The sequence below is a fragment of the Metasolibacillus fluoroglycofenilyticus genome (genome assembly GCF_003049645.1).
Taxonomy (GTDB): domain Bacteria; phylum Bacillota; class Bacilli; order Bacillales_A; family Planococcaceae; genus Metasolibacillus; species Metasolibacillus fluoroglycofenilyticus.
Genome location: NZ_PYWK01000010.1, coordinates 1 through 14,674, shown reverse-complemented (window position 1 = coordinate 14,674; position 14,674 = coordinate 1). Strand labels below are relative to the sequence as shown.

Here is a 14,674-nt window from a genome sequence, read left to right as displayed (position 1 = left end):
GAATTCGCATGAGAACGTGTCCTGAACATTATATTGACTATATGCATGATTATTTAGATGGCGATATTACACGTGAGCATGAACAAGAGCTGAAAAAGCATATGCAAGGCTGTGTCGATTGTCAAAAGCATATGCATGAACTAAGCGATACAGTGGCATTTGTCAAAAGTGCGACACATATTACAGCGCCTCCGCATTTTGAGGCGAATGTAATGAGTCGTTTACCGAAGCGTAAAAATGCGTTGGGCATTCAAAAATGGCTACGCAGACATCCAATTATTGTGGCGGCTGCGGTATTCTTTCTATTAATGGGGGCAACTTTAATCGCCAGCTATCCGAATGACAATCAGTTTTCTGTAACAACACAGCCAAATTTAGTTGTTGACGGTCAAACTGTTATTGTGCCAAAGGGTGAGGTTGTTAAAGGGGATGTCGTCGTAAAAAATGGCAACCTAATTATTGAAGGGGAAGTAGATGGCAATGTCACAGTAATTAACGGCAGTTATATGGCTTCTACTGCTGTCGTATCAGGGCAAATCGAAGAGATAAATGAAACATTCGATTGGCTTTGGTATAAAATAAAAAAAATGGCGAATGACTTCGTGGCGTTATTTGAATAATTCATGCAACTTTTCTTGAACTTGAACGTTCGATAAAGATAGAGTGTAGATGAAATGATAAATCATTTTGTCTACACTCATTTTTTTGCTCCAACAGCTCTTTAGAGAAAGCGGTAGCAAGGGGAAGTGTGTTATACTATTTTTGTATGCAACAGTTAGAAAAGTGGGGGATGCCACGTGCAGTTAATAATGAATCAGTTTACAGATTTAACACCTGTAAATTATATATTTGGCTTAATAGATATACTCGTTGTATGGTATGTAATTTATAAGCTGCTTGGTCTTATTCAAGGAACAAAGGCTGTGCAGCTATTAAAAGGGATATTTGTTATTGTAATTGCTAAAATCGCTACAGCTCTTTTCGGTTTAAGCACGCTAGATTATTTATTAAAACAAGTAATCGAATGGGGTTTTTTGGCGATTATCATTATTTTCCAGCCAGAAATACGCCGTGCGCTTGAACAATTAGGTAGAGGGAAGATATTCCAACGCTCGACGAACCAGCAGGATGAAGAGCAAACACGCCTAGTTGAAGCAATGAAAAAATCAGTCAGCTATATGGCAAAGCGTCGGATTGGTGCGTTAATATCGATTGAAAAAGAAACGGGTTTGACAGAATATATTGAAACAGGAACAGCGCTGAATGCAACTGTATCCTCAGAACTCTTAATTAATATTTTTATACCAAATACACCGTTACATGATGGTGCAGTAATTATGCAAAAGGATAAAATTGCTGCAGCGGCATGCTATTTACCATTGTCTGAAAGTCCGTTTATCTCAAAGGAGCTAGGTACACGACATCGCGCTGCACTAGGTTTAAGTGAAGTGACAGATGCAATAACAATTGTTGTATCAGAAGAAACAGGTGCAATAAGCATTACAGTCAACGGCAATTTACATCGCAATTTAGCGATTGAGGAATTCGAGACATTGCTACGTAAAGCATGGTTTGGTTCAGAGCAAGAAACAAATCAAGCCTCTAAGTGGACTTGGAGGGGGAAAAAGAATGGATAAATTATTTAATAGCAATTGGTTAGTTCGTCTTACTGCACTATTATTTGCTATCGCATTATTTTTCTATGTGCAATCTGAAAATAATTCAACTAGAAGCACACCTAGTGCAGAGCAGGCAGATGTTATTGAGGACGTTAAGCTGGAAGTATATTATGATGATGAAAATTTAATCGTAACTGGGCTTCCAGAAACGGTTAATGTAGGAATCGAAGGACCTATGCCTATCGTCATGCGTGAGAAATTAGCAAAAGATTATAAAGTATTTGTCGATTTAAATTCATTGTTTATTGGCGAGCATAGAGTTACAATACAGACTGAAAACTTTTCAGAGAAGTTAGAGGTAACGGTTTATCCGCAAGTCGTTAATATCAGCATTGAGGAAAAGGTTACGAAGGAGTTTCGTGTAGAGCCTGAAATGAACAGTAGACAAATTAATGAAGGCTACGTATTGAAAGGGATGACAGTGGAGCCTAACTACGTTTTTGTAACAGGTGCGAAAAGCGTAATGGATAACATTAATTACGTAAAAGCCTCGATAAAAGCGGAGGATGGTATCACAGAGTCATTTAAGCAGCAGGCAAATGTCAAAGTATTGGACCGCGATTTGAATAAGCTGGATGTCACAATACAGCCAGAGGCAGTAGATATTAATGTTGAAATTGATGAATATAATCGAGAAATTCCCCTTACACTGAAACAAGTGGGGCAACTGCCAGAAGGTGTAACAATTAATGAACTATCTTTAGGTCAGGAAAGTGTCAAAGTGTTTGGTCCACAGTCCATTGTGGATTCCATAAATGAGATTATAGCTGAACTTGATTTATCCGGATTAACTGAATCTGGAGAATACGAAGTGATAATTCAGAAACCGGAAACTCCGATGAAGCTTTCTGATGAAAAAGTTACTGTTCATGCTGATATCACTATAGCAGAAGTTGAAAGCGAGGAAGTTACGGCTGAGGACCCTGTAACAGACGGGGATACAGGAGAAGAATAGAAAAGGGAGCTCTCACAGACTTTTGTGAAGAGAAGACATACTCGGACACAGAGTGAATAATTACTAAATGTGCCGCAAGGATATCTCCTCTAAATTATTTAACATCTTCCAGTAAATAATTTCTGCGACGAGTAACCGCAGGGGTAAAATTCTTTTGTATCGAAAGCGTGGCGATAGGTACAGATACAGAAGTCTCTCACCTCTACAGGTGGCGAGATGAATGCCTTTATTAGGCTTATTTCAGCAGATGGCGGGACGCACGCTGACAAAGAGGAACTCAGTCTAAGACCGCCACATACTACGGCAACGACTGAGTGACCAACACTGTGTTGGCCCAAGCTTCGGCGAATGTCACAGGTTTTGAAATGAAGTTTTCGAGCAAGCTCGAAAAATCTGGACGCAATTACGCCGAGGCCTAATTGATAAGAGTCTGGACGAGACTTAGTTAGTTGGACGAACAATGTTGTATTGAAGGAGAGAAAAATAATGGGTAAATATTTCGGAACAGATGGCATCCGTGGGGTAGCGAATAGCGAACTGACGCCAGAGCTTGCGTTTAAGCTAGGGCGAGCTGGTGGCTATGTCTTAACGAAGGATACAGAAAATCGACCGAAAGTTCTTATAGGGAGAGATACCCGCATTTCAGGCGAGATGCTTGAAGGTGCATTAGTGGCGGGGCTGTTATCAATCGGTGTGGAAGTAATGCGCCTAGGGGTTATTAGTACACCAGGTGTGGCTTACTTAACACGTGTTATGAATGCTGATGCAGGTGTTATGATTTCTGCATCACATAATCCAGTTGCAGATAATGGCATCAAATTTTTCGGTTCTGATGGTTTTAAATTATCTGATGAGCAAGAAGCAGAGATTGAAAACTTGCTTGATGCAGCGGAGGATACTTTACCACGCCCTGTTGGTGCAGACATCGGTTCTGTAAACGATTATTTTGAGGGTGGGCAAAAATATATTTCTTACTTAAAGCAAACTGTGGAAGATGAGTTTGTCAATATCCATGTTGCGTTAGACTGTGCACACGGTGCAACATCAGCTCTTGCGACACATTTATTTGCTGATTTGGAGGCTGATATTTCGACAATGGGCTCATCTCCGACCGGCTTAAATATTAATGATGGCGTAGGTTCAACACATCCGGAAAAATTGGCTGAATTTGTCGTTGAGCGTGGAGCAGATGTAGGTCTTGCATTTGATGGCGACGGGGACCGTTTAATCGCAGTGGATGAAAAAGGCCATATCGTAGACGGCGACCAAATTATGTTTATTATCGGGAAATATTTGAATGCTAAAGGTCGTTTAAAGAAGGGCACAATTGTTTCAACAGTAATGAGCAATATGGGCTTTTATAAGGCGTTACGTGAGCATATGATGGAAAGCGTGCAAACTGCAGTAGGCGACCGCTATGTTGTGGAGGAAATGCGCGCAAATGATTATAATTTCGGTGGCGAGCAATCTGGTCATATTGTATTTTTAGATTTTAATACAACTGGAGATGGCTTATTAACAGCTATCCAGCTTGTTAACATTATGAAAATGACAGGTAAGCGCCTATCTGAGCTAGCGGCTGAGATGACAATTTTCCCGCAACGTCTAGTAAATATCCGTGTAACGGATAAACATGCAGTTACTACAAATGAAAAAGTAGCAGCAGTTATTGCAGAGGTAGAAGCAGACATGAATGGGAATGGTCGTGTATTGGTGCGACCTTCAGGAACAGAGCCACTAGTTCGTGTAATGGTCGAGGCTGCGACAGAGGCCGACTGTACGACATATGTAGAAAGAATTGCAGAAGTTGTACGCGCGGAAATGGGTTTAACGGAATAGAAAAAGAAGCGTTCAAAAAGCCGGACATAGTTGGCATTTTGGACGCTTTTGCTAGTTCAAGGCGTTTACATATGATGATAAAGGGGAAGTATACAACTGTACTAAATTCAAAGGAGTGTAATGAAATGGCAAAAGTAGCAACATTGATTACGGACAAGTTTGAAGACAGTGAGTACACAAGCCCGAAAGAGGCACTCGAAGCAGCTGGGCATACAGTTATTAATATTGATAAGGAAGGCAATAAAATGGTGACAGGTAAACAAGGCGAGGCAACGGTAAAGATTGACTACGGTGTTGATGAAGTAAACCCAGCAGACTTTGATGCCCTGTTAATTCCCGGAGGCTTTTCACCAGATTTGTTACGTGATGATGAGAGGATTGTCACATTTGCAAAGCATTTTATGGATGAAATGAAGCCGGTATTTGCCATTTGTCACGGCCCCCAATTATTAATTACAGCAAAATCCTTAGAGGGACGAGATACGACAGGCTACAAATCCATAAAAGTAGATTTGGAATATGCGGGTGCAAAATTTCATGATGAGGAAGTATTCGTTTGTCAAAAGCAGCTTGTCACAAGTCGTACACCAAAGGATTTACCAGCGTTCAATCGGGAAATCGTGAACCTTTTACAAGAGAAGGGATTATAATAGAGTATCTGTAGGCGAGAGGATAGTTGTTTCGTCTACAGATTTTTTAAAATATCTTGACATTTGCCACAATAAACAGATATAAATGCATATTTCTTAAAGTGGATGATTGACGAACTGTCATATTTTTTGTATGATGAAAAAGCTTATTACATGCGCTACGAAGGAGGAGAAAAGTAGCGCACTATAAATCATAAAGGAAAATAATTATAGCGCCTGAGCTAAGGAAATAGAGCGGACATCAATCCTTAGTTGACGAGGTGGAGGTTTATCGAAATTTCGGCGGATACCTCCCGATTGACAATGCCCAGTCGTCATATTCGTTTTAAAAGCAGAAAAGCGATTTTCTGTACAAACAAGCGAATAGGCATAAAAAAGCGAGAGCAAAACTACAAAGCCTAAACGTTGGCACGCCTGTTAAACAGAACAGCTGTCCACAAAAAGGTGCTGATTTGTAGTCTATTTCGTATTGCCTTTTCTCTTCATTCAGTTTTTCGATGCAGACAGCTAGATGATGTTCTTGCCAAATGAAGAAAAAATCCCCAATCAGTGGATGCTTTTTTCCACTGATTGTTAGTTGAACCAATCGGGCTTTTACGGGCAGTCGATCGTCCACTTATCCTTTAGCGTATTTTCACTTACGTCTTGAAGTGGGTATTTTACTGCCCGTTAATGCGGGATATATTTAGATTATAAATCGTAGTTTTGTCCTCGAAACGACTTGGAGGAAACATACGATGTGTGGAATTGTTGGATATAATGGATTATTAGATGCAAAGGAAATTTTATTAAAAGGATTAGAAAAGCTAGAGTATCGTGGTTATGATTCGGCAGGTGTTGCACTTCGCAATGAAGCGGGGGTAACGGTATTTAAGGAAAAGGGGCGAATCGCAGACTTGCGTAAAGCTGTCGATGAGGATGTAGACTCAACGATTGGTATTGGTCATACACGCTGGGCGACGCACGGTGTACCAAATCGTCGTAATGCACACCCGCACCAAAGTGCATCAAGCCGTTTTACACTTGTGCATAATGGTGTTATCGAAAATTATCATTTACTGCAAAAGGCTTATTTAAAAGGCATCCAAATGCAATCAGACACAGATACAGAGGTACTAGTGCAGCTAATCGAACTCTTTGTAAAAGAAGAAGGCTTATCAACAGTCGAAGCTTTCCGTAAAACATTATCTTTAGTACACGGCTCTTATGCTTTAGCACTACTCGACAATGAAGATGCCGAGACAATCTTCGTTGCCAAAAACAAATCACCACTGCTTGTCGGTGTTGGGCAGGATTTTAATGTTGTGACTTCTGATGCGATGGCGATGTTGCAAGTAACGAATCAATTCATCGAGCTACATGATAAGGAAATCGTTATTGTTCACCGTCACCGTGTAGAAATTTCTAAATTGGATGGGCGTATTGTTGAACGTGCACCTTATACAGCCGAGTTAGATATGGGTGATATCGAAAAAGGCACATACCCACACTATATGCTCAAGGAAATGGATGAACAGCCTAGCGTTGTACGCAAAATTATCCAAGCATATGAGGTAAATGGAGAGTTAGCAATTGATGAAGCGATTTTACATGCTCTAAATGAAGCAGACCGTCTATATATTATCGCTGCAGGCACAAGCTCCCACGCCGGACTTATCGGAAAACAATATTTCGAGAAAATTGCTCATATCCCTGTTGAAGTGCATATTTCAAGTGAATTCGGCTATAATATGCCGCTACTTTCCAAAAAACCTTTATTTATCTTTATTTCACAATCAGGCGAAACAGCAGATAGCCGCCAAGTTTTGGTGAAAGTAAAGGAAATGGGCTACCCAGCATTAACAATCACGAACGTACCCGGCTCGACATTATCACGTGAATCAGACTACACATTACTACTACACGCAGGCCCAGAAATTGCTGTAGCCTCTACGAAAGCATATGTAGCCCAACTCGCAGTATTAGCCGTAACCGCTTATGCTGCAGGTAAGGCACGTGGAGTCACAATGGATTTTGATTTAAAGCAGGAGCTTGCCATTGCAGCAACAGCAATCGATGCAATCGTTGACTCAAAGGAAACAATGGAGCAAATTGCTGAAGATTATTTAAAAATCGCCCGCAATGCTTTCTTTATCGGACGCGGCCTTGACTTCTGCGTCAGCCTAGAAGGAGCATTAAAGTTAAAGGAAATTTCGTACATTCAGGCAGAGGGCTTTGCAGGGGGCGAACTAAAGCATGGCACAATCGCCTTAATCGAAGAAGGTACACCTGTCTTCGCACTTGTCACACAAGAAGAAGTAGCTCTCAACATTCGAGGGAATGTCAAGGAAGTTGTAGCCCGCGGCGCCAATGCCTGCATTATCGCTAGCGCAGGTCTAGAGGAAGAAGGCGACCGCCTCATCATCCCTCACGTACACCCACTACTAACACCATTAGTAAGCGTTGTACCATTACAATTCATTAGCTACTACGCAGCACTACACCGCCGCTGCGACGTCGACAAACCACGCAATCTAGCGAAAAGTGTAACGGTGGAGTAGGGTTTGGCTGGGGGTTGTTTTCGATGTTAGTTTGAAATAAAGTCACGATGTTTATAAAAAAGATGCGATGAAATAAGAAGCCAAAAATCATGGAAATGCTGATTTACCATCCTTTTTTAAATATTTTGATTAAACTTTTTTATAAAAACCACTCATGTATTCGCCAAGAAATTTTTCATTTTGATTAATCTTTGTTTAAAATGAAAAGCTTCTACTTATGGCTAAATCCGTGTTTATATAACGGTTTTAATCAATCTTTATTTTAAAGCTACAAATGGGGGCTGTCCGAAAAGTACATTTTGTTTTGCCACCGCATTGAAATAAATGTTTTCATCGCTTCCCTTTTACTGAAAGCTAACACTGCTAAAGCCAATGTTCATCCCATTTTTAAAAGAGGCGCTTTCTGTTTATATGAATCAACATTTTGTGAAACATCATTGCTACTGTCCAAAATGCCGGCTATGCACGGCTTTTTGGACAACCCCTGTTTTATTCCCTTTATAGGTAAAATATAGGTAAAACGGCTGATATCTAATTCTATGACTAAATTATTGAACCATCCAAAATGATCGATAATTATAACAATCACAAGTTGCCCAGCAATCGCAGCAATAGTCGTTGCGATACCCCCAATTTTAGTAACTGCCATCAAACTCAGAAGTAAATACATAGTGCCCCAAAATGCTGCACTTAATTGCCATGTAGGTGCTTCTAGAAGTGCAAGTACGTTTCCACTACCAATTATTTCCCTTAGAATGTTGGCTTGTAGGGAAATTTCGATTAAACATTATTTCAAACCAATAGTAAAGAAAGCTAAGCAAATGATGGCCAATTACAATTATGTCAAATTATATTTGCAATTCTGAATACTTTTACTAAATTTTATGCTAACATTAAATTAATGGTCAATCTGTTTAGCAAACTATTATTTATCTCTCGTTTCTTCATAGTATCCTCTTTAATACCCTAAATGAACCTCACATTTCCTTCGCATTCGCTCCAAAGACCGTTTTGTTTGTTAAAACTTTTTTATTTTTAACCTAATTTTAACCTTCACCCTTTAATGTTTAATTTGGGGAGATTTTCTATTGTATATTCTAAGAGAATGGAATACATTCGTAAAGAAAAATAAGTAGAGTTAAAAATTTATTGGAAGTAATTAGTGAAAAATAGCATATTTTTATCATACTTTTTGTGACAATAATGCTAAATGGTTAATTTCCCCTTTTTGTTGCAACCCGAATTACAGAAACAATCACATTGATATAGTAAAGTGTTTTATATTAATGGGTCATCTACTTGTGATGTTATATTAGGTTGTAAAATACATATTATGGAGGAGAGGAAGAGAAATGTTTAAAAAAGCAAAGCATAAGCTTACAGCAGTGGTACTTATTTTAGGTATGATTTCAACCTTGTTTGTCAATCATCCAGTTGTCCTTGCATCATCGGGCAGTAGCGGTGAATCCACGAAAGCCTACATTGCAAGCTTTAATACAGGAAAAGTTGATGTAGTGGATTTGAATAGCTATACGGTAGAAAAGGCTAAAATTACAGTTGGAACTGCACCGAATAGTGCAGTGATCAACCCGAACGGCACTCAGGTCATGGTAACCAACAGGAGTTCTAACACTGTTTCGGTCATTAACCCTGAAACCGATACGGTGGTTGCCACAATACCAGTGGGTGTCAAGCCTCACGGAGTAGCCTTTACATCGGACGGTAGTAAAGCCTATGTGGCAAATTATGGTAGCGACACACTCTCGGTCATTGATACAGCAACAAATACCATTATGGGTACGATTAATGTGCTGCAATTACCAGTAGCGATGGTGGTGATTGACCAGAAGCTTTATCTTACTCAACAAGGTGCTGACAAAATAGCTGTTATAGACCTTGCAACCGATACCGTCACCGGTCAAATTACGGTTGGTGACTCACCGTATGGACTTTCAGCCAATCCCACTGGTACTAAAATATATGTAGCTAATCAAGTGTCTCGCACAGTTTCGGTAATCAATGTTGCGGACAATACGGTGGAGGCTACTATATCAGTTGGTTCGAGGCCCTCCGCAACTGAAGTTAGTCCTGATGGCGGCACAGTCTATGTTGCAAACACTGATTCCGGCACAGTTTCTGTCATTAACGCAGCTACTAATACGGTGGTGGATACCATTCGGGTAGGCACTTCACCTTATACGATTGGTGTCTCGACAGATGGAAGTAAAGCCTACTCGATTAATTTTACCAGCAGCAACTTGAGCGTAATTGATACAGCAACTAACACTGTGATTGAAACAATAGGTTTGAGCGATGGCCCCTATATGGTAGGTCCCTTCATGGCTATTACGGTCCAGCAGCAACAGGCGGCGGTACCGACGGCGAACCCTGTCGGCAGTGAGGTAGCGTCTGGCACAACGGTAGCTTTGTCTTCAAGCACTGTAGGAGCAGATGTCTACTATACGACGGATGGTAGCACTCCGACTGCAAGTAGTACACTATACAGCGCACCGATCATCGTGACGAGTGCAATGACGATCAAGGCAATTGCGGTAATGTCAGGCATGAGTGACAGCGCGGTGATGAGTGAGAGCTATATAATAAATACACTTGATGCGCCTGTCATTTCAGCGTCAGCAGTTGGGGATGGACATGCAACCATAAGTTGGAGTCCTATATCAGGGGCAACGTCTTACAGGGTGTACCAATCTACTTCATCCGGTTCCTATGGAGCAGCCGAAGCTACAGTCGATAGTACCGTATACAGTTCGAATTTTACAGGATTAACAAATGGGACTACTTATTACTTTGTAGTCAGAGCTGTTAGTGGTGGCACTGAAAGTAGTAATTCCAATGAAGTGAGTGTAACCCCAGCCCCAGCATTAGCACCAATCGGAACAGCAGCAATCGCTGGAGTAACAGCGCCAGTAACGGGTTCAACCCCAGTAACAACGCTAGCTTCTACTCCTGAATACACAGCAACGATTGCTTGGTCGCCAGCAGCAGCGACATTTGCTGCAGGCACAGCATACACGGCGACGATTACATTAACCCCGGAAGCAGGTTATACCTTAACGGGTGTACCTGAGGACTTCTTTACAATAGCCGGAGCAACAACGACCAATGCTGCAGATTCAGGTGTAATCACCGCGGAATTCCCAGAAACTGCGCGTAACATAGACAGTGGAGGTAATATAGGTGGTGGTGGGTCAGTGCCGACAAGCGGCGCACAATTGACGCTTCCGGCAGGTGAAGCAGGTGAGGTTAGCTTTGGAGATGAGGTCACGCTCTCTATTCCAGTTAATGCGACAGAAAAAGAACTAAAAGTAACAATAGATAAATTATTAGATACTCAGCAACTATTAACCGATAAAGACGTACCAGCCAGTTCTATTTTCGAAATACTGAAAAACTTCCCGGAAGACTTCACAAGGTTTGTCACATTGACCTTTAAGTTCGATCCGACAAAGGTAAACGACAACCAGAAACCGGCTGTATTCTACTATGACGAAGTGAAGAAAATCTGGGTAGAGGTGACTGGCGGCAAGGTAAATGGCAATAAAATTTCAGTTGAGGTCAATCACTTTACTAAGTTCGCAGTATTTGTAGTTGGCAAAGAAGTTAATTTAGCACAAAAAATTAAACTCAATACGGTTTACAAAGGGCAGCTAAGTGGGCAAACTGATAACACTGATATGTACACATTTGTAGTGCAAGAGCCGAGCTTGATTGATTTAAAGCTGTCGCAAATGAAATCTGAACCGTTGATTACGTTATATGATGAAACGGGGGTTCATTTATCATCGGATTTATATAATGGTATATATCGTGTTGCATTAAAGCCAGGCACATATACGATTGAACTAAACAGTTATATGGAAGTTACATCACCTTATACACTTGAATTAAAAGCTACACCTGTGGAAAATACATCGGTTGGCCCCAATGATACAATTGAACTTGCACAACCTGTTGCATTTGGTCAAGAGATACAGCAAGTGACAACAACCGGTTTACGTTATAATAGTGTATATAAAGTTGAGGTTCCTGAGGATGGGGTACTAACAGTTAAAACATCACATTTAGATAGTCAAGTTGGTTTGAGTAACGCAGAAATGCACTATTTTTATTTACATGAAAAGGGCACAGTACATGCGGTAGGATTACAAAAGGGAACGTATTATGTACGAGTTTTAGGACATGAACAGCCAAGTAGCTTTGTTATTAACTTTGAAGCAAAACCGATTGAATATGAAAGTAACGATTCGACAGTCACTGCTCAAACCTTACCAATTGCAACATTAACACATGGCTATTTACTAGGACCAGATGATACAGACATATTTAAAGTAAAAGTAGAACAAGCGGGTGAATATCGTTTTACGGTGAATAATTTAGAGCTAGAAAGCTATACAGACCTTTATGTTTATGTCGAAGATGAACAAGGTACGATTGTTTTATCTGATTTTGTGAATGCCACAAAGCAAGCGACATTAACGGAGGGGACTTACTATATTGGCATTAAGCATGGTAGCGTACAAAATGCCTATAATATCCTTTGGGAAAAAGGCTATAAAGCTATATTCAAAGATGTGAAAGTGTCACATCCATATTTTAATGATATTATGGAGCTTAACGCGTTAGGGGTAATCAAGGGCTACGAAGATAAAACATTCAAGCCAAATGAGTTTATTAAACGTCATCATGTGGCAGCGATGCTTGTACGGGCAAAGGCTCCGAACATCTCAGAAAAATTGACGATGGAATTTACGTTCAAAGATGTCTTGAAAAACCATGCAAATTTTACGAATATCCACTTACTTGCACAAAGTGGAATTATCGATCAAAATGAAATGGGCTTTAAACCAAATAACATGATTACGCGTGCTCAAATGGCGAAAATGCTTGTTCATGCATATGGTTTAACATATAACACCGATGCAGAAATGAACACTTTTAAAGATATCGAGGACTCCGCGTGGTATGCAGAATATGTAAAAATTTTAGCTTCACACGGTATTACAACAGGTTCGAATGGTTATTTTAAGCCGAATGAACCACTTCAACGCCAGCAGTTTGCAGCACTTTTAGCAAGAACATTAAAGTTGCAAGAAAACTAAAAAGTACAGTAACGAATTTAATGGAATTTTACAGATTAGATAGAAGAACATAGGGTTATGGAAGGCTTGTTCTGATCGTTGCAATTGAAAGTAAAAAAACAGCCATCGTTTCAAAGAATGGCTGTTTTTTACTGTTTATACGAGTGGACCTTTTGTATCTTCATCTACAATCACTAAAATTTTACTGGCTTTAAACTGTTCATCATAGAGTTCAGCTCCCTCAGCTGAAACGCCCATTCCTACAAGTGCACCCGCGAGTCCACCTACACCTAATCTCCTGTCAATCCTGTTGTAATAGGTCCAGCCGCTATGGATAGGCCCGATTCTGGCACTGTAAAGCATCGGAGATCACCGTTCCGATGCCTTACTGTTACGTCATGTCTCTGCCTAACAAATACATCGATTAGTTAGGTAATTTATTCGACCATCTTAGCGTTTACATATACTATTTCAAGAAGAATAACACCAACGGCTACCATCAAAATTGTTTTAGCTTGTTTGAAGCCTATAAATCCGAAAATTAGTAATCCGATCCCTAAAATTGCAAATGTTCCCCCGACCAAATAACCAATTAATAAGAATACGAATCCTATTACGATTAAATTCAATTCCAAATACAACGCCCCCTAATAATGTTTTAATACAGCTGGTACAATATAAAAAGGAATACACAAGGTAATTAACAAGTACACTAAAATCATATCCATATTAAAATTCAATTTAAAGTAACTGTTATTTGGCGCTTACAATGAAGATAACCATGATATATTAACTTTTATAGATACCTATGGAGATTTGTTAAGAGAATTTGATATTTCTAATGAAATGGAGTCAGATTTATGGTCTGTAATCAAGGTTTTAATGACATTTGAACCTTGTTATATTAGATATGACTATGATGTAGAAAATTTCGAGGAAAAGATTCATCCCTTACATCACATCGATGTTAACTATTCAGATATAGGTACTTTTAAATTAGGTTTTAATGATTCCATTCAAATATTAGAAAGGTTAGAATTGGATAAATTTGAAGACATACTTTTAGATGGGAAATCTAGAGCGGAAAATTGCTACAATTTAATCTAATTATTTTTGTGAATTAGATAGATATTTTATTCAATCTATTTTATAAAAGTCAAAATCAATAAAAACCTAAACCTACACATTTTGCTCAATCTTTGTTCAAAATGTGTGGGTTTCCTTTATTATAAAATCAACGTTTGTAGACCACTTTTAATCAGTCTTTATTCCACCCCTACAGTAGGTTTGAAATAAAGTTGCGATGTTTATAAAAAAGATGCGATGTTTAAAATAAAGTCGCGACGCTTGTAAAAAATACGATGAAACAGTCCCCCTTAGTTGAACTGACCCCTAAAAGTTAGACACGGTTATTTCGTTTAGGCAGCTTGGGTAAAATGAGTTCGGTACTGCACCGGACTCATTTTTAATTTTGCCTTCATACGTTTCGTGTTGTAATAGTTTATATAGTTTTCAAGTTCCTTTTTAAAATGCTCGACACTTTCAAATTCCTTTAAATAGAGAAATTCCGACTTCATGATGCCAAAGAAATTCTCCATGACAGAATTGTCGTAACAGTTGCCTTTACGCGACATACTCTGCACAATCCCTCTTGATTGAAGGGCGTGGCGATATGGTTTCATTTGATAATGCCAGCCTTGATCAGAATGCAGGAGGAGCTGATGTTCTTCTGGCAACCGCTCTAAAGCCTTTTCTACCATCTCTGAAACTAATGAATATGTAGGCCTAGAGCCAATTGTATACGTAATAATTTCGCCATTAAATAAGTCTAAAACAGGCGATAAATAAAGCTTTTCACCAAATAACTTAAACTCTGTAATATCTGTTACCCATTTCTCATTAGGCGCTTTTG

11 protein-coding genes and 1 pseudogene are annotated in these 14,674 nt (G+C 39.6%); 8 read left to right on the top strand and 4 right to left on the bottom strand.

Features of this window, described 5'->3' with window-relative positions; genetic code table 11:
* Positions 1 to 8 precede the first annotated feature (8 nt).
* The 6 genes from C9J36_RS16755 to glmS all read left to right on the top strand — a co-directional run bounded on the left by C9J36_RS16755 (position 9) and on the right by glmS (position 7,663).
* Positions 9 to 620 (top strand): anti-sigma factor family protein, encoded by a 612-nt coding sequence (locus C9J36_RS16755; protein WP_107943829.1) that lies wholly within the window; start codon positions 9 to 11, stop codon positions 618 to 620.
* Between the two features lie 189 nt (positions 621 to 809).
* Complete coding sequence (cdaA, locus tag C9J36_RS16750; RefSeq protein ID WP_066165453.1) at positions 810 to 1,637, top strand: diadenylate cyclase CdaA; 828 nt, start codon at positions 810 to 812, stop codon at positions 1,635 to 1,637.
* Positions 1,630 to 2,634, top strand: coding sequence for a CdaR family protein (locus tag C9J36_RS16745; RefSeq protein WP_066165255.1), 1,005 nt, complete (start codon positions 1,630 to 1,632; stop codon positions 2,632 to 2,634). The genes cdaA and C9J36_RS16745 overlap by 8 nt, the downstream gene beginning before the upstream one ends.
* A gap of 486 nt (positions 2,635 to 3,120) precedes the next feature.
* On the top strand, positions 3,121 to 4,473 hold the full coding sequence (glmM, locus tag C9J36_RS16740; protein WP_107943828.1) for a phosphoglucosamine mutase: 1,353 nt from the start codon (positions 3,121 to 3,123) through the stop codon (positions 4,471 to 4,473).
* A gap of 125 nt (positions 4,474 to 4,598) precedes the next feature.
* Positions 4,599 to 5,123 (top strand): type 1 glutamine amidotransferase domain-containing protein, encoded by a 525-nt coding sequence (locus tag C9J36_RS16735; RefSeq protein ID WP_066165260.1) that lies wholly within the window; start codon positions 4,599 to 4,601, stop codon positions 5,121 to 5,123.
* Positions 5,124 to 5,860: 737 nt separating this feature from the next.
* On the top strand, positions 5,861 to 7,663 hold the full coding sequence (gene glmS, locus C9J36_RS16730; protein ID WP_107943827.1) for a glutamine--fructose-6-phosphate transaminase (isomerizing): 1,803 nt from the start codon (positions 5,861 to 5,863) through the stop codon (positions 7,661 to 7,663).
* Positions 7,664 to 8,103: 440 nt separating this feature from the next.
* On the opposite strand, the pseudogene C9J36_RS17565 reads toward glmS, so the two are convergent.
* Positions 8,104 to 8,402: pseudogene (locus C9J36_RS17565) on the bottom strand (DMT family transporter); the annotation flags it as partial.
* Between the two features lie 613 nt (positions 8,403 to 9,015).
* Here C9J36_RS17565 and C9J36_RS16720 point away from each other — a divergent pair.
* Positions 9,016 to 12,783 (top strand): S-layer homology domain-containing protein, encoded by a 3,768-nt coding sequence (locus C9J36_RS16720; protein ID WP_107943825.1) that lies wholly within the window; start codon positions 9,016 to 9,018, stop codon positions 12,781 to 12,783.
* 135 nt (positions 12,784 to 12,918) lie between these two features.
* Here C9J36_RS16720 and C9J36_RS16715 read toward each other — a convergent pair whose 3' ends face one another.
* Together C9J36_RS16715 and C9J36_RS16710 are read right to left on the bottom strand one after the other, a co-directional pair.
* Positions 12,919 to 13,125 carry a hypothetical protein gene (locus C9J36_RS16715; protein WP_107943824.1) on the bottom strand — a complete coding sequence of 69 codons (207 nt, stop codon included), beginning with the start codon at positions 13,123 to 13,125 and terminating at the stop codon, positions 12,919 to 12,921.
* Positions 13,126 to 13,199: 74 nt separating this feature from the next.
* Positions 13,200 to 13,397 (bottom strand): hypothetical protein, encoded by a 198-nt coding sequence (locus tag C9J36_RS16710; protein ID WP_107943823.1) that lies wholly within the window; start codon positions 13,395 to 13,397, stop codon positions 13,200 to 13,202.
* Positions 13,398 to 13,578: 181 nt separating this feature from the next.
* On the opposite strand from C9J36_RS16710, the gene C9J36_RS17735 reads away from it, so the two are divergent.
* On the top strand, positions 13,579 to 13,869 hold the full coding sequence (locus tag C9J36_RS17735) for an STM2766 family helicase-associated protein (protein ID WP_488158819.1): 291 nt from the start codon (positions 13,579 to 13,581) through the stop codon (positions 13,867 to 13,869).
* A 311-nt stretch (positions 13,870 to 14,180) separates the two neighbouring features.
* On the opposite strand, the gene C9J36_RS16700 is transcribed toward C9J36_RS17735, so the two are convergent.
* Positions 14,181 to 14,674 (bottom strand): IS3 family transposase (locus C9J36_RS16700; RefSeq protein ID WP_107943821.1); only part of this gene is annotated, 494 nt, incomplete at its 5' end.

What these genes read in the sequence shown, in the direction of transcription:
- cdaA (WP_066165453.1), top strand. Translation starts at nt 810, where the DNA reads ATGAATCAGTTTACAGATTTAACACCTGTAAATTATATATTTGGCTTA.
- glmS (WP_107943827.1), top strand. Translation starts at nt 5,861, where the DNA reads ATGTGTGGAATTGTTGGATATAATGGATTATTAGATGCAAAGGAAATT.
- glmM (WP_107943828.1), top strand. Translation starts at nt 3,121, where the DNA reads ATGGGTAAATATTTCGGAACAGATGGCATCCGTGGGGTAGCGAATAGC.
- C9J36_RS16715 (WP_107943824.1), bottom strand. Translation starts at nt 13,125, where the DNA reads ATGCTTTACAGTGCCAGAATCGGGCCTATCCATAGCGGCTGGACCTAT.
- C9J36_RS16720 (WP_107943825.1), top strand. Translation starts at nt 9,016, where the DNA reads ATGTTTAAAAAAGCAAAGCATAAGCTTACAGCAGTGGTACTTATTTTA.
- C9J36_RS16745 (WP_066165255.1), top strand. Translation starts at nt 1,630, where the DNA reads ATGGATAAATTATTTAATAGCAATTGGTTAGTTCGTCTTACTGCACTA.
- C9J36_RS16735 (WP_066165260.1), top strand. Translation starts at nt 4,599, where the DNA reads ATGGCAAAAGTAGCAACATTGATTACGGACAAGTTTGAAGACAGTGAG.
- C9J36_RS16755 (WP_107943829.1), top strand. Translation starts at nt 9, where the DNA reads ATGAGAACGTGTCCTGAACATTATATTGACTATATGCATGATTATTTA.